Origin of the sequence: Herbaspirillum hiltneri N3, assembly GCF_001267925.1 — a bacterium.
GTDB classification, from domain to species: Bacteria; Pseudomonadota; Gammaproteobacteria; order Burkholderiales; family Burkholderiaceae_D; genus Herbaspirillum; species Herbaspirillum hiltneri.
In genome coordinates this window covers 4560772-4583349 of record NZ_CP011409.1, presented here as the reverse complement: position 1 = coordinate 4583349, position 22578 = coordinate 4560772, and the positions used below count along the sequence as shown (strand labels likewise).

At 59.4% G+C, this 22578-nt stretch carries 14 protein-coding genes and 1 pseudogene; all 15 read left to right on the top strand.

Translation table 11 applies throughout. The features are described 5' to 3' along the window. Window positions 1–16: 16 nt before the first annotated feature. The 15 genes and pseudogenes from F506_RS20675 to F506_RS20605 all read left to right on the top strand — a co-directional run bounded on the left by F506_RS20675 (window position 17) and on the right by F506_RS20605 (window position 22527). Window positions 17–1279 (top strand): 3-isopropylmalate dehydratase large subunit, encoded by a 1263-nt coding sequence (locus F506_RS20675; protein ID WP_235471263.1) that lies wholly within the window; start codon window positions 17–19, stop codon window positions 1277–1279. Beyond that, window positions 1276–1785 (top strand): LeuD/DmdB family oxidoreductase small subunit, encoded by a 510-nt coding sequence (locus F506_RS20670; RefSeq protein ID WP_053195035.1) that lies wholly within the window; start codon window positions 1276–1278, stop codon window positions 1783–1785. The genes F506_RS20675 and F506_RS20670 overlap by 4 nt, the downstream gene beginning before the upstream one ends. 64 nt (window positions 1786–1849) lie before the next feature. After that, the gene (locus F506_RS20665) at window positions 1850–2698 is read left to right on the top strand and encodes an ABC transporter ATP-binding protein (RefSeq protein ID WP_083457516.1); all 849 of its coding nucleotides are present in this window, start codon (window positions 1850–1852) and stop codon (window positions 2696–2698) included. A 176-nt stretch (window positions 2699–2874) separates the two neighbouring features. Then, window positions 2875–3516: a 50S ribosomal protein L1 gene (rplA, locus tag F506_RS20660; protein ID WP_053201822.1), complete on the top strand. Its 642-nt coding sequence runs from the start codon at window positions 2875–2877 to the stop codon at window positions 3514–3516. Window positions 3517–3841: 325 nt separating this feature from the next. Continuing rightward, window positions 3842–4339, top strand: coding sequence for a 50S ribosomal protein L10 (gene rplJ, locus F506_RS20655; RefSeq protein WP_053201821.1), 498 nt, complete (start codon window positions 3842–3844; stop codon window positions 4337–4339). A 99-nt stretch (window positions 4340–4438) separates the two neighbouring features. After that, on the top strand, window positions 4439–4816 hold the full coding sequence (gene rplL, locus F506_RS20650) for a 50S ribosomal protein L7/L12 (protein WP_007875269.1): 378 nt from the start codon (window positions 4439–4441) through the stop codon (window positions 4814–4816). A gap of 335 nt (window positions 4817–5151) precedes the next feature. After that, entirely contained in the window at window positions 5152–9258 is a 4107-nt protein-coding gene (gene rpoB, locus F506_RS20645) for a DNA-directed RNA polymerase subunit beta (protein WP_053200558.1), read from the top strand. Window positions 9259–9546: 288 nt separating this feature from the next. Beyond that, entirely contained in the window at window positions 9547–13785 is a 4239-nt protein-coding gene (gene rpoC / locus F506_RS20640) for a DNA-directed RNA polymerase subunit beta' (protein ID WP_053200556.1), read from the top strand. A gap of 469 nt (window positions 13786–14254) precedes the next feature. Then, the gene (locus F506_RS20635) at window positions 14255–16447 is read left to right on the top strand and encodes a TonB-dependent hemoglobin/transferrin/lactoferrin family receptor (protein ID WP_407638193.1); all 2193 of its coding nucleotides are present in this window, start codon (window positions 14255–14257) and stop codon (window positions 16445–16447) included. Between the two features lie 42 nt (window positions 16448–16489). Continuing rightward, window positions 16490–17623 carry a hemin-degrading factor gene (locus F506_RS20630; RefSeq protein WP_053200554.1) on the top strand — a complete coding sequence of 378 codons (1134 nt, stop codon included), beginning with the start codon at window positions 16490–16492 and terminating at the stop codon, window positions 17621–17623. A gap of 301 nt (window positions 17624–17924) precedes the next feature. Beyond that, complete coding sequence (rpsL, locus tag F506_RS20625; protein WP_053200552.1) at window positions 17925–18308, top strand: 30S ribosomal protein S12; 384 nt, start codon at window positions 17925–17927, stop codon at window positions 18306–18308. 147 nt (window positions 18309–18455) lie between these two features. After that, entirely contained in the window at window positions 18456–18926 is a 471-nt protein-coding gene (rpsG, locus tag F506_RS20620; protein WP_016836042.1) for a 30S ribosomal protein S7, read from the top strand. Between the two features lie 126 nt (window positions 18927–19052). Next, a pseudogene (locus F506_RS20615) lies at window positions 19053–19895 on the top strand (GTP-binding protein); the annotation flags it as partial. A 214-nt stretch (window positions 19896–20109) separates the two neighbouring features. Beyond that, window positions 20110–20907 carry a BPSS1780 family membrane protein gene (locus tag F506_RS20610; RefSeq protein WP_053194949.1) on the top strand — a complete coding sequence of 266 codons (798 nt, stop codon included), beginning with the start codon at window positions 20110–20112 and terminating at the stop codon, window positions 20905–20907. 57 nt (window positions 20908–20964) lie between these two features. Continuing rightward, entirely contained in the window at window positions 20965–22527 is a 1563-nt protein-coding gene (locus F506_RS20605; RefSeq protein ID WP_053194948.1) for a methyl-accepting chemotaxis protein, read from the top strand. Window positions 22528–22578: the final 51 nt, after the last annotated feature.

The window sequence follows — 22578 nt, the reverse complement described above, 5'->3', positions numbered from 1 at the left end:
GGCAATGGGCGCAACCATGACGCAGAAAATCCTTGCGCGCACCAGCGGCCGCGAAAGCGTGCAGCACGGCGAGATCATCTGGGCAAGTCCGGACCTGGTGACGGCGCCGGAGGTGTCGTTTTCCGCATACATCAAACGCATCCGCGAAATCGGCGTGACCAGGCTGGCGCATCCCGAACGCGTCGCCGTCATCATCGACCACGAAGTGCCGGTGCACAGCATCGCCGGCGCCGAGCGCAACAAGCTCACGCGCCAGTTGGCGCAGGAATGGTCGGTCGGGCATTTCTTCGACGGCGTCGGCATCACGCATCCGCTCATGGTGGAGCAGGGCCTGGTGGCGCCGGGCATGTTCGCCGCCGGCGCCGACAGCCACGCGCCGGGACTGGGCGCAGTCGGCGCCTTGTCGGTGCCGTTCGGTTTTGAAGTGTCCATGGTGCTGGCCACCGGCCAGATCTGGATGAAGGTGCCCGAGACCATTCGCGTGCGGCTGCACGGCGCCTGCCGCCCCGGCGTGGCGGCGCGCGACATCGTGCTGGCGACCATGCAGCAGCTTGACGACGAAGCGACCAGCTATCGCGTCATCGAATACCAGGGCGCGGGCCTGTCGACGCTGTCGGTGCCGGAGCGCATGACGATCTGCGGCCTGTGCGTCGACGCCGGCGCCAAGTCAGGCATCGCCGCCGTCGATCAGCGCTGCATCGATTACCTGCGCGCGCATGGCGTTGCCGATCTGCAGGCGCCGCAGTCGATCAACAGCGACGCCGACGCCGGGTACGCAATGACCATCGACCTCGACCTGTCGACGCTGACGCCGCGCGTGTCGATCCCGCCGTCGCCCAACCACGTGCGCGAAGCGCAGGCGATGTCCGATGTCGTCATCCAGCATGCGTACATCGGATCGTGCGTGTCCGGTTCGATCGAAGACATCCGTTCCGCCGCCGCCATCCTGCGCGGCCGCAAGGTGCATGCGGAAGTGAATCTGCTGGTGATCCCGGCCACGCAGCAGGTTTTCCAGCAGGCCTTGCAAGAGGGATTGCTGACCGAGCTCACCGCCGCCGGCGCGACCATTTCGCCGTCGACCTGCGGCCCTTGTTTCGGCGGCATCGCGCAATTGACGGCCGGCGAACGCCGCATCAGCACCAGCACCCGCAACGACCCGGGCCGCATGGGCAGCAACGAGGCGGAAATTTTCCTTGCCAGCGCCATGACGGTGGCGGCGTCCGCGATCACCGGCCACATCACCGATCCGCGTGCTTATGCCGAAGGAGGGGCGGCATGAGCGCCGCCGGCAAAACCAGCAGCGGGCGCGCCTGGAAATTTTCCGGCGACATCTCCAGCGATCAGTTGATTTCGGCGCGTCACGTGTTCGAGTTCGATCCGCGCATGTTGCGCCATCATTTGCTGGCCGAAGTGCGGCCCGAGTTCGCGCAACAGGCGCAGCCCGGCGACGTCATCGTGGCCGGCCGCAATTTCGCCCACGGTAGCAACCACAGCCATCCCTTCCTGGCGATGAAGGCGCTGGGCGTCGGCCTGCTGGCGCGTTCGCTGTCGCGCGGGCCGTTCCGGCTGGCGATCTTCATGGGCGTGCCGGTGCTGATGGCGGGCAGCGACGTGCTCGACGCCATCGACGACGGCGATCAGCTCGACATCGATTTCAGCCGCGGCGCGATCTTCAACGCGACCAGCGGCAAGCAGATGCAGGTGGAGCCGCTGGCGCCGTTCCTGCAAGATATCGTCAACGCCGGCGGCGGTCTCGAATTCGTGAAGTCGCAATTGACTTCTTAGGGCGGGATTTATCCGAGGCCGTTCTTATTTGCTCTATGATGCTTGCCATTCAGGAGTCAACCGGATGTCAGTTATGTCGATCGTGCGAGACACGTCATTCAGCCAGGAAACGGAAAACGCCGCCGGCGCCACCGCCGCGAGCCGGCCCGCGGCCATCGTCGTCGATGCCCTGGAAAAAACCTACGCCACCCACGACGGCGGCAAGGTGCAGGCGCTCGGCCCGATTTCGGTGACGGTGCCGCAAGGCGGCTTCATGACCATCGTCGGCCCGTCGGGCTGCGGCAAGTCGACCCTGCTCAAGTTGCTGTCGGGCCTGATCCCGCGCTCGGCCGGGTCGATCAGGGTCAACGGCGAAGAAGTGCGTGAACCGCATCGCGATATCGGCATGGTGTTCCAGAGTCCGGTGTTGCTGCCATGGAAAACCGCCATCGAAAATGTCCTGCTGCCGGCGCGGGTGCTCGGCCTTGACATGGCCACCAGCCGCGTGCGCGCGCAGGAGCTGCTGGACATGGTCGGCCTGGCCGATTTCGCCAATCGCTATCCGAATGAATTGTCGGGCGGCATGCAGCAACGCGTCGCCATCGCACGTTCCCTGATCCACGATCCGTCGATCCTGATGATGGATGAGCCGTTCGGCGCACTCGACGCCATGACGCGCGAGGTGATGAACCTCGAGTTGCTGCGTATCTGGCGCAAGGCCGGCAAGACGGTCATCTTCGTGACGCACTCGATTCCTGAAGCGATTTTCCTCGGCACCCACGTGATGGTGCTGTCCAATCGTCCCGGCCGCATCGCCGACCTGGTGACGGTAGACCTGCCGGCCGAACGCAGCCTCGACATCATGTCGACCGACGCTTTCGGCGTGTACAGCAAACGCATCCGCAGCCAGTTCAATACACAGGGATTCATCTGATGGAAAGCGTCCACAACAATCCGGCCGCGCCGAACGTCACCCCGGCGTCCACCTCTTTCAGCCTGCGCCGCACGCTCAGGGCGCGGCCCGAACTGCTGCTGATCCCGACCGTGTTCGTCGCCGTCGTGGCGGTGTGGGAGGCGATCATCCGCTTCTTCGAGATTCCGATCTACATCATGCCGGCGCCGTCCAACATCGCGCTGGCGCTGGTCAAGGAATTCGCAACAGCAAAGTTCAACGAATCGATCGACGTGTCCGTCCAACTGGGCGTTGACGCGAAGAAGTCGGACCAGGTCGTCCGCGGTTCCGTCGTTCTGCCGGCTGGTACAGGCAAGACCGTTCGCGTCGCCGTGTTCGCTTCGGGCGAAAAGGCCGAGCAAGCCAAGGCGGCCGGCGCAGACGTCGTCGGTATGGAAGATCTGGCTGAGCAAGTCAAGGCCGGCAACATGCCTTTCGACATCGTGATCGCTTCGCCGGACACCATGCGTATCGTCGGTACCCTGGGTCAGATCCTGGGCCCACGTGGCCTGATGCCTAACCCGAAGGTCGGCACCGTGACTCCTGACGTCGCCACCGCCGTCAAGAACGCCAAGGCTGGTCAAGTGCAATACCGTACCGACAAGGCCGGCATCATTCACGCCACCATCGGTCGCAAGTCGTTCAGCGACGCAGATCTGAAGTCGAATCTGGTTGCACTGATCGACGCGCTGAACAAGGCAAAGCCAGCCACCAGCAAGGGTGTTTACCTGCGCAAGGTGTCGCTGTCGTCCACTATGGGCGCTGGCGTCCGCGTGGACCAATCGACCCTGTCGGCTTAAGTAAAGAATCAAGTCCTCGTTTCCTTGCGGAGACGGGGCGCATCTTTGGGCTGGAGCATTTTGCAATTGTGAAGTGCTTCAGGCAATCAAAGACCGTTGGGCGGCGTGCAGCAGGCAGGCACAAAGTTAAAACGTCGGAAGCTCCCGTTTCCGATTACCCAGCGCAGATGGTGACCCCGAACAAGTTTTGCAGTCTCACACAGCGTTTCACGGTTCACGAAACGTTGCAATGAACTCCTAACGTCGGACGCCGTGTTCGAACCGATGTAAGGCAAGCAGGTTTTTCGCCTGTGTGGTCGCCAAGCATCATTTTTGGAGGTTGATCTTGAGTCTCAATCTGAATGACAAAAAGGCCGTTGTCGCCGAAGTCGCCGCAAAAGTAGCAGCTGCGCAGACTATCGTCGTGGCCGAATACCGTGGCATCCAGGTTGGTCACTTGACGCAACTGCGCGCCAAAGCGCGTGACCAAGGCGTGTACCTGCGCGTGTTGAAAAACACACTCGCGCGTCGTGCCGTTGAAGGTTCCGCGTTTGCTGACCTCGCTTCTGAAATGACCGGCCCGCTGATCTATTCGATCTCGGAAGATGCCGTTGCTGCAGCTAAAGTCATCTCCGACTTTGCTAAGACCAACGACAAGCTGGTTGTCAAGGCAGGTAACTATGCAGGCAAGCCGCTGGATAAGGCTGCTGTGACTGCATTGGCAAATATCCCGTCCCGCGAAGTTCTGCTGGCCCAATTGCTGGGCATGATGCAGGTTCCGGTCGCTGGTTTTGCGCGTGGTCTGGCTGCTCTGGCAGCCAAGAAAGAAGCCGAAGCAGCTTAAGAACGCCGGCCGCAGCAATGTGGCGGTTGTTCATGAGCGCTTTGACCTCTGCGTCAGTACCGATTAGATGTTATTACCGAAATAAATTAGGAGTTTCAAATGGCAATTAGCAAAGACGATATCTTGGAAGCCGTAGGCGCCTTGACCGTGTTGGAATTGAATGACCTGGTGAAGGCATTCGAAGAGAAGTTCGGCGTTTCCGCAGCAGCAATGGCTGTTGCCGGTCCTGCCGGTGGTGGCGCTGGCGCCGCTGCTGCTGAAGAGCAAACAGAGTTCACCGTTGTTCTGGCCGAAGTCGGCGCGAACAAGGTTGGCGTCATTAAGGCAGTTCGCGAAATCACCGGTCTGGGCTTGAAAGAAGCCAAGGATCTGGTTGACGGCGCACCGAAGCCAGTTAAAGAAGGCATCGCCAAGGCAGACGCCGAAGCAGCCAAGAAGAAGCTGGAAGAAGCTGGCGCGAAAGCTGAACTCAAGTAATTTTTACTTGAGCTGGAATATCGCCGGTTCGCCGGCGCATCGTTCCACCGGAGTCAAAGTGCAGAATCCTTTGAAAGAAGGATTCGGCTTTGGCTCCTTTGTCGTTTCGTAATTTTGTATGTGAATTTGAGTCCGATTCGAATTTGCGTCGAATTCAAGTTCGTTAATGGTCAGCAGTTTCTTGCCAGCTTCGCCGGCGAAGCAAGAGAAGGCGCCAACCAAGACTGAAGGGCTGAGACTTGAGGTTTCGCTGCTAACGGATTGCAGCAACAAGGCGACAAGCAATCCGGGCGAGTCCTGAACTCTCTATCCTTCCTGTCACTCACGGAGTGTCCATGCACTACTCATTTACTGAGAAGAAGCGTATTCGTAAATCCTTTGCGAAACGCGCTAACGTCCACAACGTTCCGTTCCTGCTAGCGACTCAGATCGAGTCATACCAGACATTCTTGCAGACGGACAAAACAACGTCCCAACGCAAGAACGAAGGTCTGCAATCGGCCTTTACATCGATTTTCCCTATCGTTTCGCACAATGGTTTTGCGCGTCTCGAGTTTCTGTCCTATGTGTTGGGCGCGCCGCCGTTCGACGTCAAGGAATGCCAACAACGTGGCCTGACCTTCGCGTCGCCGCTGCGTGCCAAAGTGCGTCTGGTGATCCTGGACAAGGAATCGCCGACCAAGCCGGTCATCAAGGAAATGAAGGAACAGGAAGTCTACATGGGCGAATTGCCGCTCATGACGACCACCGGTTCGTTCGTCATCAACGGCACCGAACGCGTCATCGTGTCGCAGCTGCACCGTTCGCCGGGCGTGTTCTTCGAACATGACCGCGGCAAGACGCATTCGTCCGGCAAGCTGTTGTTCTCCGCACGCATCATTCCTTACCGCGGTTCGTGGCTCGACTTCGAATTCGATCCGAAGGACATCCTGTTCTTCCGCGTCGACCGTCGTCGCAAGATGCCGGTAACGATCCTGCTCAAGGCCATCGGCATGACGTCCGAGCAGATCCTGGCGAACTTCTTCGTGTTCGACAATTTCACCCTGCGCGCTGAAGGCGCCGAGATGGAATTCGTGTCCGAGCGCCTGCGCGGCGAAGTAGCGCGTTTCGACATCCTCGACAAGGCCGGCAAGCCGCTGGTCGCGAAGGACAAGCGCATCAACGCCAAGCACGTGCGCGACATCGAAGCTGCAGGCATCAAGCAGATCTCCGTGCCGGAAGACTACCTGCTGGGTCGCGTCCTGGCGAAGAACATCGTCGACGGCGACACCGGCGAAGTCATCGCTTCGGCCAACGACGAACTGACTGAAGAATTGCTGGCCCGCCTGCGCGAAGCCAACATCGATGCAGTCCAGACGCTGTACACCAACGACCTGGATCAGGGCGGCTACATCTCGCAAACCCTGCGTACCGACGACACAGCGGATCAGACCGCTGCGCGCGTGGCGATCTATCGCATGATGCGTCCTGGCGAACCGCCGACCGAAGACTCGGTGGAAGCCCTGTTCAACGGCCTGTTCTACAGCGAAGACCGTTACGACCTGTCGGCCGTCGGCCGCATGAAGTTCAACCGCCGTATCGGCCGTGATGAACTGACCGGCGCGATGACCTTGTCGAACGAAGACATCCTGGCCGTGATCAAGATTCTGGTTGAACTGCGCAATGGCCGCGGCGAAGTCGATGACATCGATCACTTGGGTAACCGTCGCGTCCGTTGCGTCGGCGAACTGGCGGAGAATCAATTCCGCGCCGGTCTGGTCCGCGTTGAGCGCGCCGTCAAGGAACGTCTCGGCCAGGCCGAAGCGGACAACCTGATGCCGCATGACCTGATCAACTCGAAGCCGATCTCGGCAGCGATCCGCGAATTCTTCGGTTCGTCGCAGTTGTCGCAGTTTATGGATCAAACCAACCCGCTGTCGGAAATCACGCACAAACGCCGTGTTTCCGCCCTGGGACCTGGCGGTCTGACCCGCGAACGTGCCGGCTTTGAAGTCCGCGACGTGCACCCGACCCACTACGGCCGCGTGTGCCCGATCGAAACGCCTGAAGGCCCGAACATCGGCCTGATCAACTCGCTGGCGCTGTATGCCCGCCTGAACGAATACGGCTTCCTGGAAACCCCATACCGCAAGGTTGAGGGCAGCAAGGTCACCAACCAGATCGACTATCTGTCGGCAATCGAAGAAGGCCGCTACATCATCGCCCAGGCGAATGCGACCATCGACGCTTCGCTGAAGCTGTCCGATGAACTGGTTTCGGCGCGTGAAGCCGGCGAAACCATTCTGGTCTCGCCGGAACGCGTGCAGTACATGGACGTGGCCCCAGGCCAGGTCGTGTCGGTGGCGGCGTCGCTGATTCCGTTCCTCGAACACGATGATGCGAACCGCGCATTGATGGGCGCCAACATGCAACGTCAGGCGGTTCCTTGCTTGCGTCCGGAAAAGCCGCTGGTCGGCACCGGCATCGAGCGCACCGTTGCAGTCGACTCCGGCACCACCGTGCAAGCGTTGCGTGGCGGTATCGTCGATTACGTCGATGCAGGCCGTGTGGTGATTCGTGTGAACGATGAAGAAGCGCAGGCTGGCGAAGTCGGCGTCGACATCTACAACCTGATCAAGTACACACGTTCGAACCAGAACACCAACATCAACCAGCGTCCGATCGTCAAGGTTGGCGACCGTGTCGCCAAGCATGACGTGATCGCCGACGGCGCATCGACCGACCTGGGCGAACTGGCTCTGGGTCAGAACATGCTGGTGGCGTTTATGCCATGGAACGGCTACAACTTCGAAGATTCGATTCTGATCTCCGAAAAAGTTGTGGCTGATGACCGCTACACCTCGATTCACATCGAAGAGCTGTCGGTTGTCGCTCGCGACACCAAGCTCGGCGCGGAAGAAATCACCCGCGATATTTCGAACCTGGCGGAAAACCAGCTGGCGCGTCTGGACGAATCCGGCATCACCTACATCGGTGCTGAAGTCGAAGCCGGCGATACGCTGGTCGGTAAAGTGACGCCAAAGGGCGAAACCCAGCTGACACCGGAAGAGAAGCTGCTGCGCGCGATCTTCGGCGAAAAGGCATCCGATGTGAAGGACACCTCGCTGCGCGTGCCTTCGGGCATGGTCGGCACCGTCATCGACGTGCAAGTGTTCACCCGCGAAGGCATCCAGCGCGACAAGCGCGCACAACAGATCATCGACGATGAACTGAAGCGCTATCGCCTGGACCTGAACGACCAGCTGCGTATCGTTGAAGGCGATGCCTTCCAGCGTCTGGAAAAGATGCTGATCGGCAAGGTCGCCAACGGCGGTCCGAAGAAACTGGTCAAGGGCACCAAGCTGGACAAGGCGTACCTGGACGATCTGGACAAGTACCACTGGTTCGACATCCGCCCGGCGGATGACGACATGGCGACAGCATTGGAAGCGATCAAGGAATCGATCGCCGAAAAGCGTCACCAGTTCGATCTGGCGTTTGAAGAAAAGCGCAAGAAGCTGACACAAGGTGACGAACTGCCGCCAGGCGTGCAGAAGATGGTCAAGGTTTACTTGGCCGTGAAGCGCCGCCTGCAACCAGGCGACAAGATGGCGGGTCGTCACGGCAACAAGGGTGTGGTTTCGCGCATCCTGCCGATCGAAGACATGCCGCACATGGCCGACGGTACACCAGCCGACATCGTGCTGAACCCGCTGGGCGTGCCATCGCGCATGAACGTCGGTCAGGTTCTCGAAGTCCATCTGGGCTGGGCAGCCAAGGGTCTGGGCCTGCGCATCGGCGAAATGCTGACTGCACAAGTGAAGATCGCTGAACTGCGCAAGTTCCTGACCACGATCTACAACGAATCGGGCAAGAAGGAAGCGCTCGACGAGTTCAGCGATCAGGAGATTCTGGAACTGGCAGCCAACCTGAAGAAGGGCGTTCCGTTCGCCACGCCGGTGTTTGACGGCGCGCACGAAGACGAAACCCGTCGCATGCTGGATCTGGCATACCCGGATCACATCGCCAAGCAACTGGGCATGACGCCGTCGAAGAATCAGGTCACCATGTATGACGGCCGTACCGGCGAAGCTTTCGAGCGCACCGTGACGGTTGGCTACATGCATTACCTGAAGCTGCATCATCTGGTTGACGACAAGATGCACGCACGTTCGACCGGTCCTTACTCGCTGGTGACTCAGCAGCCTCTGGGCGGTAAGGCGCAGTTCGGCGGCCAACGCTTCGGTGAAATGGAAGTCTGGGCACTGGAAGCCTACGGCGCATCGTATGTGCTGCAGGAAATGCTGACCGTGAAGTCCGATGACGTGAACGGCCGTACCAAGGTTTATGAAAACCTGGTCAAGGGCGACCACGTGATCGACGCCGGCATGCCGGAGTCCTTCAACGTGCTGGTCAAGGAAATCCGTTCGCTCGGTATCGACATCGATCTCGAACGCGACTGATGTTCCCGGGGGCAAGGCGGCGCGGCCGTCTTGCCCTGTTTTATCGTCTGATCCTGCCGCCGGCAGGAACGGCGGCGACGCAGTAAAGTAAAGCAACAAAGCAGTTCAGCAAGCAGCTACAAGCAATTGTAAGCAGTCAAGGACGACCAAGTCTGTCCCGGTACATGCGGAACCCGGCGCAAGCCACGGCTCTCCCGCAGGTGCGAACAGGGTGTGCGCAGATTGTGGTGCGGCCGTCTCGATATACATAGCATTACCTAGCGTTCTCACGCCAACCTGGAGTGATACATGAAAGCACTGCTCGATCTATTCAAGCAAGTTCAGCAAAACGAACAATTCGACGCGATCAAAATTGGTCTGGCGTCCCCCGAAAAAATCCGTTCGTGGTCCTACGGCGAAGTCAAAAAGCCGGAAACCATTAACTACCGTACTTTCAAGCCTGAGCGCGACGGTCTGTTCTGCGCCAAGATCTTTGGCCCGATCAAAGACTACGAATGCCTCTGCGGCAAGTACAAGCGCCTCAAGCACCGCGGCGTCATCTGCGAAAAATGCGGCGTCGAAGTCACGCTGGCCAAGGTGCGCCGTGAGCGCATGGGCCACATCGAACTGGCTTCGCCGACTGCGCACATCTGGTTCCTGAAATCGCTGCCGTCGCGTCTGGGCATGGTCCTCGACATGACCCTGCGCGATATCGAACGCGTGCTGTACTTCGAAGCCTACGTCGTGACCGATCCGGGCATGACGCCGCTGAAGAAGTGCCAGATCATGTCGGAAGACGACTACGCCGCCAAGTACGAAGAGTACGGCGACGACTTCACCGCATTCATGGGCGCCGAAGGCATCCGTGAACTGCTGCGCTCGATCGACATCGACCGCGATGCAGAAACCCTGCGCGTGGAACTGAAGGAATCGAAGTCCGAAGCCAAGATCAAGAAATACGCCAAGCGCCTGAAGGTGCTGGAAGCGTTCCAGCGTTCGGGCATCAAGCCCGACTGGATGATCATGGAAGTGCTGCCGGTGCTGCCGCCGGAACTGCGTCCGCTGGTGCCGCTGGACGGCGGCCGCTTTGCGACCTCCGATCTGAACGATCTGTATCGCCGCGTCATCAACCGTAACAACCGTCTGAAGCGCCTGATGGAATTGCGCGCTCCGGAAATCATCACGCGCAACGAAAAGCGCATGCTGCAAGAAGCGGTTGACTCGCTGCTGGATAACGGCCGTCGCGGCAAGGCGATGACCGGCGCCAACAAGCGTCCGTTGAAGTCGCTGGCCGAAATGATCAAGGGCAAGGGCGGTCGTTTCCGTCAGAACTTGCTGGGTAAGCGCGTCGACTACTCCGGCCGTTCCGTCATCGTGGTGGGTCCGCAGCTCAAGTTGCACCAATGCGGTCTGCCGAAGCTGATGGCCCTCGAGCTGTTTAAACCATTTATCTTCAACAAGCTCGAACTGATGGGGCTGGCAACGACCATCAAGGCAGCCAAGAAACTGGTCGAAATCCAGGAACCGGTGGTCTGGGACATCCTGGAAGACGTGATCCGCGAACATCCGGTCATGCTGAACCGCGCGCCGACATTGCACCGTCTGGGTATCCAGGCGTTCGAGCCGGTCCTGATCGAAGGCAAGGCGATCCAGCTGCATCCGCTGGTTTGCGCCGCGTTCAACGCCGACTTCGACGGCGACCAGATGGCGGTCCACGTTCCACTGTCGATCGAAGCGCAGATGGAAGCGCGCACGCTGATGCTGGCGTCGAACAACATCCTGTTCCCATCGAACGGTGAACCGTCGATCGTGCCGTCCCAGGATATCGTGCTGGGTCTGTACTACGCAACGCGTGAGGCGATCAACGCCAAGAACGAAGGCATGCTGTTCCAGGACGTCTCGGAAGTCATCCGTGCGTACGACAACAAGGAAGTCGAACTGGCTACCCGCGTCACCGTACGTATCGTTGAAAATCCAAAGGACCCGGTCACCGGCGAATTCGTGCGTACCGTCAAGCGTTACGAAACGACTGTCGGCCGCGCCATCCTGTCGGAAATTCTGCCGAAGGGTCTGCCATTCTCGGTGCTGAACCGTGCACTGAAGAAGAAGGAAATTTCGAAGCTGATCAACACGTCATTCCGCAAGTGCGGTCTGCGCGCGACGGTCGTGTTCGCCGATCAACTGATGCAGTCGGGCTTCCGTCTGGCGACACGCGCCGGTATCTCGATCTGCGTGGACGACATGCTGGTGCCGCCGCAAAAGGCGACCATCATTGCGACCGCCGAAAGCGAAGTCAAGCAGATCGAACAGCAATACTCGTCCGGTCTGGTTACCGCCGGCGAACGCTACAACAAGGTTGTGGACATCTGGGGCAAGGCCGGCGACGACGTCGGCAAGGCCATGATGGACCAGCTAAAGGTCGAAGATGTGGTCCGCCGCGACGGCACCAAGGGTACGCAAGAGTCGTTCAACGCGATTTACATGATGGCCGACTCCGGCGCCCGCGGTTCCGCAGCGCAGATTCGTCAGCTGGCAGGTATGCGCGGTCTGATGGCTAAACCGGACGGTTCGATTATCGAAACGCCGATTACCGCGAACTTCCGCGAAGGCCTGAACGTGTTGCAGTACTTCATCTCGACGCACGGCGCCCGTAAGGGTCTGGCCGATACCGCGCTGAAGACCGCGAACTCCGGTTACCTGACACGCCGTCTGGTCGACGTGACCCAGGATCTGGTCGTGATCGAAGATGATTGCGGCACTTCCAACGGCGCCTCGATGAAGGCAATGGTTGAAGGCGGTGAAGTCATTGAAGCGCTGCGCGACCGTATCCTCGGCCGCGTTGCCGCCACCGACATCATCAATCCGGAAACCCAGGCTACGCTGTATGAAGCCGGTACCCTGATGGACGAAGACACCGTTGAAGAAGTCGAACGCCTCGGCATCGACGAAGTCAAGGTTCGCACTCCGCTGACTTGCGACACGCGCTACGGTCTGTGCGCCAAGTGCTACGGCCGCGATCTGGGTCGCGGCGTGCTGGTCAACAGCGGCGAAGCAGTCGGCGTTATCGCTGCGCAGTCGATCGGCGAACCAGGTACTCAGCTGACCATGCGTACGTTCCACATCGGTGGTGCGGCGTCGCGTGCAGCAGTGGCCTCGTCGGTGGAAGCCAAGTCGAACGGCACCATCCGCTTCACGGCGACCATGCGTTACGTCACCAACGGCAAGGGCGAGCTGATCGTCATTTCCCGTTCGGGCGAAGTGCTGATCACCGACGACCTCGGTCGTGAGCGTGAGCGTCATAAAGTGCCGTACGGTGCGACCCTGATCGTCAAGGACGGCATGGTCATCAAGGCCGGTACTGCATTGGCGACATGGGATCCGCTGACACGTCCGATCATCACCGAGTACACCGGTACCGTGAAGTTCGAAAATGTCGAAGAAGGTTCGACCGTCGCCAAGCAGATTGACGAAGTGACCGGTCTGTCGACGCTGGTGGTTATCGATGCCAAGCGCCGCGGTTCGTCCGCTGCCAAGGTGTTGCGTCCACAGGTCAAGCTGTTGAACGAGCAAGGCGAAGAAGTCAAGATCGCCGGCACCGAACATGCAGTGACGATCGGCTTCCAGGTGGGCGCGCTGATTACAGTGAAGGACGGTCAGCAAGTTCACGTTGGTGAAGTGCTGGCGCGTATCCCGACCGAATCGCAAAAGACCCGTGACATTACCGGTGGTCTGCCGCGCGTTGCCGAACTGTTCGAAGCACGTTCGCCGAAGGATGCCGGCATGCTGGCGGAAGTCACCGGTACTGTGGCGTTCGGTAAGGAAACCAAGGGCAAGCAACGTCTGGAAATCACCGACATGGACGGCGCCAAGCACGAGTTCCTGATCACCAAGGACAAGCAAGTGCTGGTGCATGACGGCCAAGTGGTGAACAAGGGCGAAATGATTGTCGACGGTCCTGCCGATCCGCAAGACATCCTGCGCCTGCTGGGTATCGAAGCGCTGGCGCGTTACATCGTCGACGAAGTTCAGGACGTGTACCGCTTGCAAGGCGTGAAGATCAACGACAAGCACATCGAAGTCATCGTGCGTCAGATGCTGCGTCGCGTGCAGGTTGTGGATCCGGGCGATACCAACTACATCACCGGCGAACAGGTCGAACGTTCCGAACTGCTGGACGAAAACGATCGCGTCAATGCAGAGACCAAGATCCCTGCGACGTACGAAAACGTCTTGCTGGGTATCACCAAGGCATCGCTGTCGACCGACTCGTTCATCTCGGCTGCATCGTTCCAGGAGACTACCCGTGTCCTGACCGAAGCTGCGATCATGGGCAAGAAGGACGGCCTGCGCGGTCTGAAGGAAAACGTCATCGTTGGTCGTCTGATCCCGGCTGGTACCGGTCTGGCGTTCCACCGTGCACGCAAGGAAAAAGACGCATGGGAAGCCGACGAGCGCGCAGCGCTGTTGGAATCCGAGCGTCAGGCGCGTGTGACCGAAACCGAAGCGCACTCTGCCGAGACTTTCGGCGGTGCGGACGGCGAAGCGTAATGATGTAATCGCAGTACATCTGCCTTGAGGGGCCGATGTACTGCAAGGAAGAACGGCGTCGGAAGAAATTCCGGCGCCGTTTTTTCATGGGCGGACGCATTGCAGCAGGCTTCGTGTCGCCGCCGGATAGTGAAACGTAAATGTTGACGAATCATCTTGAGCGGATTGAAGTTTTGTCCTACAATTCCTGAATAAGAATTATTCTTATTAAAAATAATCAGCCTCGGGAACGCTCGGCGACAACGCCATCCGGTTTCATCGGAACAGACGCCGCGCAATAAAACAAAATGACTCCGCGCGACCAGCATGTCGCAGCGCAGCCGCGAGGCAGGCAAAACTCTCGTATTCACATCCAGGTAGCCAGCTAGCAGCATGCCAGTAACCGAACTCACTCAGGGGAATGGTTACCATGAAGCTATGCAAGAAAAAACTCGTCCTTGCGACGGCCGTCGTGCTGCAACAATGGGCAATGACACCTGCGACTGCGCAGCAAACTACGCAGCAACTGGCGGCGCTGAATCGCCCGCTCGATGAAATCACCGTCACCGCCACGCGCGGCGTCGACAGCGACCTGAACCGGGTTGCCGCCACCGTCTCGGTGATCACCGCCGAAGAACTCGAACAGCAAAACGCCAAGGACATCAAGGATGCCCTGCGCTATGAGCCAGGTGTGGAAGTGCGCCGCTCGGTCTATCGCGTCGGCGGCGTGACCGGCGCGTCAGCCACCATGGGGCGCGGCGGCAACGAAGGCATCAACATTCGCGGCTTGGAAGGCAATCGCGTCATGTTGCTGGAAGACGGCGTGGCCTTGCCGCGCGCGTTCAGCCAGGGCACGTTGAGCGCCGGCCGTGGCGCCTACACCGACACCGATCTGTACCAGCGCATCGAAATCCTGCGCGGTCCGGCGTCATCGATGTACGGAAGTGACGGCCTGACAGGCGTGGTCAACTTCGTCACCAAGGATCCGCAAGATCTGCTGAACGTATTTGGCAAGAGCAGCTACTTTGCGCTGCGTCCTTCCTACGATTCCAGCGACAGCAGCTATGGTGCGACCGGCACCATGGCCTTCGGCAATGATCACGTGCAAGGCATGCTGGTGCTGAATGCGCGCCATGGCAACGAGACCGAAACCAATGGCAGCGTCGGCGGCACCGGCGCGGCGCGCACCAAAGCCGATCCGCTGACCTACAACAATCGCTCGGCGCTGGGCAAGCTGGTGTTCAAGATCGATCCACGCAACGTCTTCAAGCTGAGTTTCGAAACGGTGGAAAACAAGTTGCGCGGCGACAGCCTCTCCGCCGTGGCGGCGCCGACGATCACGGGCTATCAAAGCGCCAGCGACGTCAAGAGCAACAAGCTGCAGCTGCAATACGAGCATGACGACACGGACAATCCGGTGTTCCAGAAGCTGCGCGCCAATCTCTACTACCGCGATTCGAAGACCAGCCAGTACTCCTTTGAAAACGGCGCTGCGCCGACCCGTCCGCGTTTCCGTGACATCAGCTATCAGGACGACATTTTCGGCGGCGGCGTGCTGGCCGAAAGCGGCTTCAACACCGGTATCATCAAGCACAAGCTGACCTACGGCGTCGACCTCAGCGTGGCGAAGTTGCAGATGGCGGCGTCGGGCACCGGCTGGACCACCTGCACCGGCACGCAATACTGCGAGTACTTCCCGAAAACCGAGTACAGCGTATTCGGCGCCTATCTGCAGGACGACATGCGCATCGGCGCGCTGAGTATCGTGCCGGGCCTGCGTTACGATTCCTACAAGATCAAGCCGGAGGCCAGCGCCAAGTACGATGCGCAAGCCATCGCAAACCGCCAGCCGGCGTCGACCAGCAAGGACAGCGCATTCTCGCCGCGCCTCGCTTTCATCTACGAAGTCGCACCGGCGTTTGCACCCTACATCCAGTACGCACGCGGCTTCCGTTCGCCGTCGCCGCACGAGGTCAATTCCTACTTCAACAATGCGTCGCAAGGGTACTCGCAAATCGCCAACCCGAATCTCAAGCCGGAGACCAGCAATTCCTATGAGATCGGCTTCCGCGGCAAGCTGCCGACATCGGCCGGCCTGTTCAGCTACAGCACGGCCGCTTATGCCGGCGAGTATCGCAACTTCATCGACTCGGTGTCCGTCGCCGGCGCCGGCACCGTGCTCAACCCGACCATCTTCCAGTACGTGAACGCGGCCAAGGCATCAATCCACGGCTTCGAAGGGCGTCTCGACTGGCGCATGGAACGCGGCCTGTCGCTGAAGACCGGTTTCGCCTATACCAAGGGCACGACAACCGACCGGACCGGCAAGAAAACCGGACTGGAATCGGTGGCGCCGCTGTCGGTGGTTGCCGGCGTGCGCTACGAGCCGACGCAGGTCTGGTTCGTGCAAAGCGATGTGATCTACAACGCGTCCAAGAAGAAGGAAGACATCGCGACGCCGACCAACTTCGTCTCGCCGTCGTTCTTCGTCATGGACCTGAGCTCAGGCTATCGCTTCAGCAAGAACGCCGTGCTCTACGCCGGCATTCGCAACCTGTTCGATCGCAAGTACTGGAACTGGACCGATATACGCGGCCTGTCGCTGGCCGACAGCGCCACCAACAAGGACGCGTACACCGAGCCGGGTCGCAGCTTCAACGTCAGCATGAAGTTCGAATACTGATCATCCGTCAACCGAAACCACTTAACCGAAAAGAGGCCTTCAATGAAATACACCAAACTGGGCGCGTTGCTGTTGGCTGCAGGCGTCATCAGCATCGCAGCGTGTTCGACCACGCCTGACAACAACCTGGCCGAACGCTGGTCGGCGTTGCGCGTGGAGCAGCCCAGGCTGCAGCCGCGCGATGCCGCGCAGAAGCTCAACGTCTCGGAAGCCGAACTGGTGGCGACCAACGTCGGCAAGGGCGCGACCCGCCTGCGCGACGGCAGCGCTTCCTACAAGGCGGTGTACGACCGCTTGCATGAGCTCGGTCAGATCAAGGCCATCACGCGCAACGACAGCGCCGTACTGGAACGTGTCGGTACGGTCACCCAGGCAAAGCTCAACCAAGACGGCCGCGTGATTCCGGGTACCGGATTCGCCGGCGGTCCGATCGACCTGCGCTTCGGCACCGACCAATGGCGTTCGGCGTTCGCCGTGGTGCAGCCCGGCCGCGAAGGCAAGATCAGCCGCAGCCTGCAATTTTTCGACGTGCATGGCAACGCGGTCAACAAGGTGTATCTCGACAACGAAGCCGGCGTGGCGGCGTTTGACAAGCTGGTCGCCGATTTCAAGGCGGCCGAGCAAGTGGCCCACCTGAGCGTCGACAAGGCGCCGGTCAAGGTCGTCAAAAAGCCGAACGGCGAAGTCGACCTCAAGGAATTACGCGACACCTGGAGCGAGCTCAGCGACGTGCATGAATTCCCGCGTCTGCTCAAGGACCTAGGCATCACGCGTGAACAGGCGCTGGACCTGATCGGCAAGGACGCCGCCTACCGCATCAGTGCGCAGTCGGTGCAGACCCTGCTCGACAGCGCCGCCAGGCAAGGACAGCCGATCATGGTGTTCGTGAGCAACCCGGGCATGACGCAGATCTTCAGCGGCACGATCAAGAAAGTGAAGCAGACCGATGAGTGGTACAACGTGCTGGATCCGGACTTCAACCTGCATCTGCGCCAGGCCGGCATCGATCGCGGCTGGGTGGTCAAGCGTCCGGCCAAGGACGGCGTGATCACTTCGGTGGAGTTCTATGACGCCAAGGGTGAGCAGGTTGTCAACTTCTTCTCGCGCCGCGATCGCAACAAGGAAGAGACGACGGCCTGGCGCCAGATTGTTGCCAGTCTGGCAAAGGCTTCGTGAGGTTTGGCACCGCTTGATTAAAAAAGTGGCAAAAACGTCGTAAAACAGTCACGGGGGTCAGGGCGCAGGGAGCTGCCCTTGACCCTTTTGCGTTTCAGGCATATACTCGCGAGTTCTCGAATTTGGGCTCTCCTGAGCTTAAGCGTTCTTTGGTCTGCTTCCGGCTTTCTTCGGCGCTTCTCTCGTTTTCTCTAAAATCGGTGTGCACAGGTTTCTTCCGTGCAAGTTTCTTGTTTAATTCCGGGCAACCGTTTCTGGAATTAATGTTATTAACGTCGTAAATTTTGTTGGATATAAAACGATGCCAACCATCAATCAATTGATTCGCAACCCACGTGTCTCCGCGACCGTGAAAAGCAAATCGCCGGCGCTGGAAAACAGCCCGCAAAAACGCGGCGTATGTACCCGTGTTTACACAACGACTCCTAAAAAGCCAAACTCCGCTTTGCGTAAGGTTGCAAAAGTGCGTTTGACCAACGGCTTCGAAGTGATTTCGTACATCGGTGGTGAAGGCCACAACCTGCAAGAACATAGCGTCGTGCTGTTGCGCGGCGGCCGTGTGAAGGATTTGCCGGGTGTGCGTTACCACATGGTTCGCGGTGCTCTGGATACCCAAGGCGTCAAGGATCGTAAGCAAGCTCGCTCGAAGTACGGTGCCAAGCGCGCCAAGGCAGCTAAAAAGTAACATCGAGTAATTTGTTTTTTGTCGGGCGCAAGCCTGGTGAAATGTGTCGGTCCGTAACGGGCCGAGTAAGTGGGTGGCTATGATGGCCGTCCGCGAGTGCGGCAAGAGTTTATCTGCGCGCTCAACTGAAGACTGAAAGGAATTGAAATGCCACGTCGTCGTGAAGTACCCAAGCGGGATATCCTGCCTGATCCAAAGTTCGGCAATGTTGAAGTTGCTAAGTTCGTCAACGTGTTGATGCTGTCCGGCAAGAAGTCGGTCGCTGAAAACATCATCTACGGTGCGTTCGACCATATCCAAACCAAAACCGGTAAAGACCCGCTGGAAGTGTTCTCCGCTGCGCTGAACAACTGCAAGCCGCTGGTCGAAGTGAAGTCCCGCCGCGTCGGCGGCGCCAACTACCAGGTTCCGGTGGAAGTGCGTCCAGTCCGTCGTATGGCGTTGTCGATGCGTTGGTTGCGCGAAGCCGCAAACAAGCGTAGCGAAAAGTCCATGCCGCAACGTCTGGGTGGCGAGTTGATCGAAGCGGCTGAAGGCCGTGGCGGTGCGATGAAGAAGCGTGACGAAGTTCACCGTATGGCTGAAGCGAACAAGGCGTTCTCGCACTTCCGCTTCTAACAAGACTGCGCGGGGCTTTCCGGCTTTTTTGGAAAGACTTCGCTTGTATCTAAATTTGTTCGAGCCGAGCGACTATTTTACAAAAATGGCGCTCGGTTTCGCGCATTAAAGACTTAGGAATAAATCATGGCTCGCAAGACCCCCATTGAGCGCTACCGCAACATCGGTATTTCCGCTCACATTGACGCCGGTAAGACAACGACGACTGAGCGCGTTCTGTTCTACACGGGCGTGAACCACAAGATCGGTGAAGTGCATGATGGCGCCGCCACCATGGACTGGATGGAACAAGAGCAAGAGCGCGGTATCACCATTACCTCGGCTGCGACGACCTGTTTCTGGAAGGGCATGGCGAACAACTTCCCGGCTCACCACATCAACATCATCGACACCCCGGGCCACGTTGACTTCACGATTGAAGTTGAGCGTTCGATGCGCGTGCTCGACGGCGCCTGCATGGTTTACTGCGCAGTCGGCGGCGTTCAGCCACAGTCGGAAACGGTCTGGCGTCAAGCGAACAAGTACAAGGTTCCACGTCTGGCGTTCGTCAACAAGATGGACCGTACCGGCGCGAACTTCTTCAAGGTGTACGACCAGATGCGTGCACGCCTGAAGGCCAACCCGATTCCTATGCAAGTGCCTATCGGCGCCGAAGACAACTTCGAAGGCGTGATCGATCTGGTCAAGATGCGCGCGATCTACTGGGATGACGCTTCCCAGGGCATGAAGTTCGACTACCGTGACATTCCTGAGCATCTGAAGGAAGAAGCTCAAAAATGGCGCGAGAACATGGTCGAAGCGGCTGCTGAAGCATCCGAAGAGCTGATGAACAAGTACCTGGAAGACGGCGACCTGAGCGAAGAAGAAATCAAGGCAGCGATTCGCCAGCGCACCATCGCCAGCGAAATCGTTCCGATGATGTGCGGCACCGCGTTCAAGAACAAGGGCGTGCAAGCCATGCTGGACGCCTATCACGCGGTGCGGCCATTCGGTGCGGCCGAGCAGCAGGCCTGGAGCGCCATGCTGCGCGCCGCCGCGCTGCGCTTCTGGCTGTCGCGCCTGTATGATTTCTACCTGCCGCGCGCCGCCGAAATGCTGACGCCGCACGATCCGACACACTTCGAACGCATCCTGCGGTTGCGCGTGAACGGCGCCGTACCGCCGCTGCCGGGACCGAACTGATATGGAAAAACTGCCTGCAAAAACCGGCTGGCTCTGGGTCAAGGAAGGCCTGGCGCTGTTCCGCAAGCAACCCGCGGAAGTGTCGACGCTGTTCCTGAGCTACATGTTCCTGATGCTGGCACTGGGCATTTTGCCCATCATCGGCCAGCTGCTGCCACTGATCCTGGTGCCGGTGTTCGCCATGTCGTTCATGCAAGCCTGCCGCCAGATCGAGGAAGGCAAACGCGTCTATCCAAGCCTGCTGCTGGTGAGCTTCCGTTCGCCGGCGCTGCGCACGCTGCTGGCGCTGGGCGTACTGTATCTGCTGGCGGCCTTCGCGGCGGTCGCCGTCTCGACGCTGGTCGACGGCGGCGCCTTCTGGAAAGCCATGACCGGCCCCGGCCTGGACCCCAGGGACATCGAAGGCAGCAATCTGCGTCTGGCCATGATCGTGGCCGCGCTGGTATACATCCCGGCGGCCATGGCGTTCTGGTTCGCCGCGCCGCTGATCGCCTGGCACAAGATGCCGCTGGGCAAGGCGCTGTTCTACAGCTTCTTCGCGGTGCGCCGCGCCGCCAAGGCATTCACGGTCTACGGCCTGGCGTGGCTGGTGATCGGCGTGCTGCTGCCGGCCACCATCAGCACCATTGTTGCATTGCTGTTCAACAACATGACGGTGATCGTGTTTATTTTGCTGCCATTGTCGATAATATTGACCGTGGTCATGTATTGCTCTTTTTACCCAACTTACACTGCAGTCTTTGGCAAGCCCCCGCGCGACGAAGCACCTGTTCCAGAGAGCAACGACGGCGCAAGGTAAAGTGCTTGCCGAAAAGCAAGAATAACCACCACAACGCAGCTGTCACGGGGAAATAAGATGCGCATGAACCTGCCGGTCACCAATGCCGAGTATGAATTACAAGACGGCAAATCGATCGTCTCCAAAACTGATCTGAAGGGCAACATTACCTACGTCAATCCCTACTTCATCGAAGTCAGCGGATTCCACGAAGAAGAGCTGATGGGCGCACCGCAAAACATCGTGCGCCACCCCGACATGCCGGCTGAAGCCTTCGCCGACATGTGGAAAACCGTCAAGAAGGGCATCCCCTGGACCGGCCTGGTCAAGAATCGCCGCAAGAGCGGCGATCATTACTGGGTGCTGGCCAACATCACGCCGGTACGCGAAAAAGGCCAGGTCATCGGCTACATGTCGGTGCGTACCAAGCCGTCGCGCCAGGACGTCGCCGGCGCGGAAAAACTGTACGCCGACATGCGCAAGGGCAAGGCCAAGGGCATCGCCATCGAGCAGGGCAACGTCGTCAGAACCGGCTTCAAGGGCTGGATCGCCAAGCTCGGCAAGATCCAGCTGAACACCCGCATCAACCTGTCCATGATCACGCTGCTGGGGCTGCAGCTGGTGGCCGCGAGCGTCAGCTTCCTGACCGATCACAGCATGCTCAACACCGCCATCTGCATCGCCACCATGCTGATCACGCTGACCATCTGGTACGCGCTGCACAGTGCGCTGGTGCGCCCGATCCAGGCGGCGCTGCTGGCTACTTACGCCATCACCGGCGGCGACTTGTCGAACCGCGCCGAATCCGACCGCCACGACGAGATCGGCCGGCTGTTGCGCGCATTGCGCCAGATGAACATCAACCTGACCGCGATCATCGGCGACGTGCGCTCCAACGTCGAGTCGATCAACGGCGCTACGCGCGAGATCGCCACCGGCAACATGGACTTGTCGCACCGCACCGAGTCGCAGGCATCCAATCTGGAAGAGACTGCGTCCAGCATGGAACAGCTGGCCGCCACCGTGCGCCAGAATGCCGACAGCGCATTGCAGGCCAACCAGCTGGCGGCCTCGGCCTCGTCGATTGCGGTCAAAGGCGGCGACGTGGTCGCCAAGACCGGCACCACGATGAGCGAAATCAGCGCATCGTCGAAGAAGATCGTCGACATCATCAGCCTGATCGACAGCATCGCCTTCCAGACCAATATCCTGGCGCTGAACGCCGCCGTCGAAGCAGCGCGCGCCGGTGAACAGGGCCGAGGCTTTGCGGTCGTGGCTTCCGAAGTGCGCAGCCTGGCGCAGCGTTCGGCCGGCGCCGCCAAGGAAATCAAGACGCTGATCGAAGACTCGGTGGAAAAGGTCGATATCGGCAATCGCCTGGTCGACGACGCGCGCAGCACCATGACCGAGATCGTCGAATCGGTCAAACGCGTGACCGGCATCATGAACGAAATCACCGTCGCCACCCAGCAGCAAAGCGCCGGCATCACGCAAGTGCATCAGGCCGTCACCGACATGGATGAAAGCACGCAGCAGAATGCCGCTCTGGTGGAACAAGCCGCCGCTGCCGCAGGCAGTCTGGAAGAACAAACCGGCCGCCTGTTGCAGGCGATTTCGGTATTCAAATTCCAGCATAAATAAGTCTTCCTGCACTGCAGGATCGCAGCAAAAAATGGCAGCCGGAGTTTTCTC

Bases quoted from the DNA above. Each gene is read 5' to 3' on its own strand.
- rpoB (WP_053200558.1), top strand. From the start codon at position 5,152: ATGCACTACTCATTTACTGAGAAGAAGCGTATTCGTAAATCCTTTGCG.
- F506_RS20665 (WP_083457516.1), top strand. From the start codon at position 1,850: ATGTCAGTTATGTCGATCGTGCGAGACACGTCATTCAGCCAGGAAACG.
- rpsG (WP_016836042.1), top strand. From the start codon at position 18,456: ATGCCACGTCGTCGTGAAGTACCCAAGCGGGATATCCTGCCTGATCCA.
- F506_RS20675 (WP_235471263.1), top strand. From the start codon at position 17: ATGACGCAGAAAATCCTTGCGCGCACCAGCGGCCGCGAAAGCGTGCAG.
- F506_RS20605 (WP_053194948.1), top strand. From the start codon at position 20,965: ATGCGCATGAACCTGCCGGTCACCAATGCCGAGTATGAATTACAAGAC.
- F506_RS20635 (WP_407638193.1), top strand. From the start codon at position 14,255: ATGACACCTGCGACTGCGCAGCAAACTACGCAGCAACTGGCGGCGCTG.
- rplL (WP_007875269.1), top strand. From the start codon at position 4,439: ATGGCAATTAGCAAAGACGATATCTTGGAAGCCGTAGGCGCCTTGACC.
- rplA (WP_053201822.1), top strand. From the start codon at position 2,875: ATGCCGGCGCCGTCCAACATCGCGCTGGCGCTGGTCAAGGAATTCGCA.
- F506_RS20610 (WP_053194949.1), top strand. From the start codon at position 20,110: ATGGAAAAACTGCCTGCAAAAACCGGCTGGCTCTGGGTCAAGGAAGGC.
- F506_RS20630 (WP_053200554.1), top strand. From the start codon at position 16,490: ATGAAATACACCAAACTGGGCGCGTTGCTGTTGGCTGCAGGCGTCATC.
- rpoC (WP_053200556.1), top strand. From the start codon at position 9,547: ATGAAAGCACTGCTCGATCTATTCAAGCAAGTTCAGCAAAACGAACAA.
- F506_RS20670 (WP_053195035.1), top strand. From the start codon at position 1,276: ATGAGCGCCGCCGGCAAAACCAGCAGCGGGCGCGCCTGGAAATTTTCC.
- rpsL (WP_053200552.1), top strand. From the start codon at position 17,925: ATGCCAACCATCAATCAATTGATTCGCAACCCACGTGTCTCCGCGACC.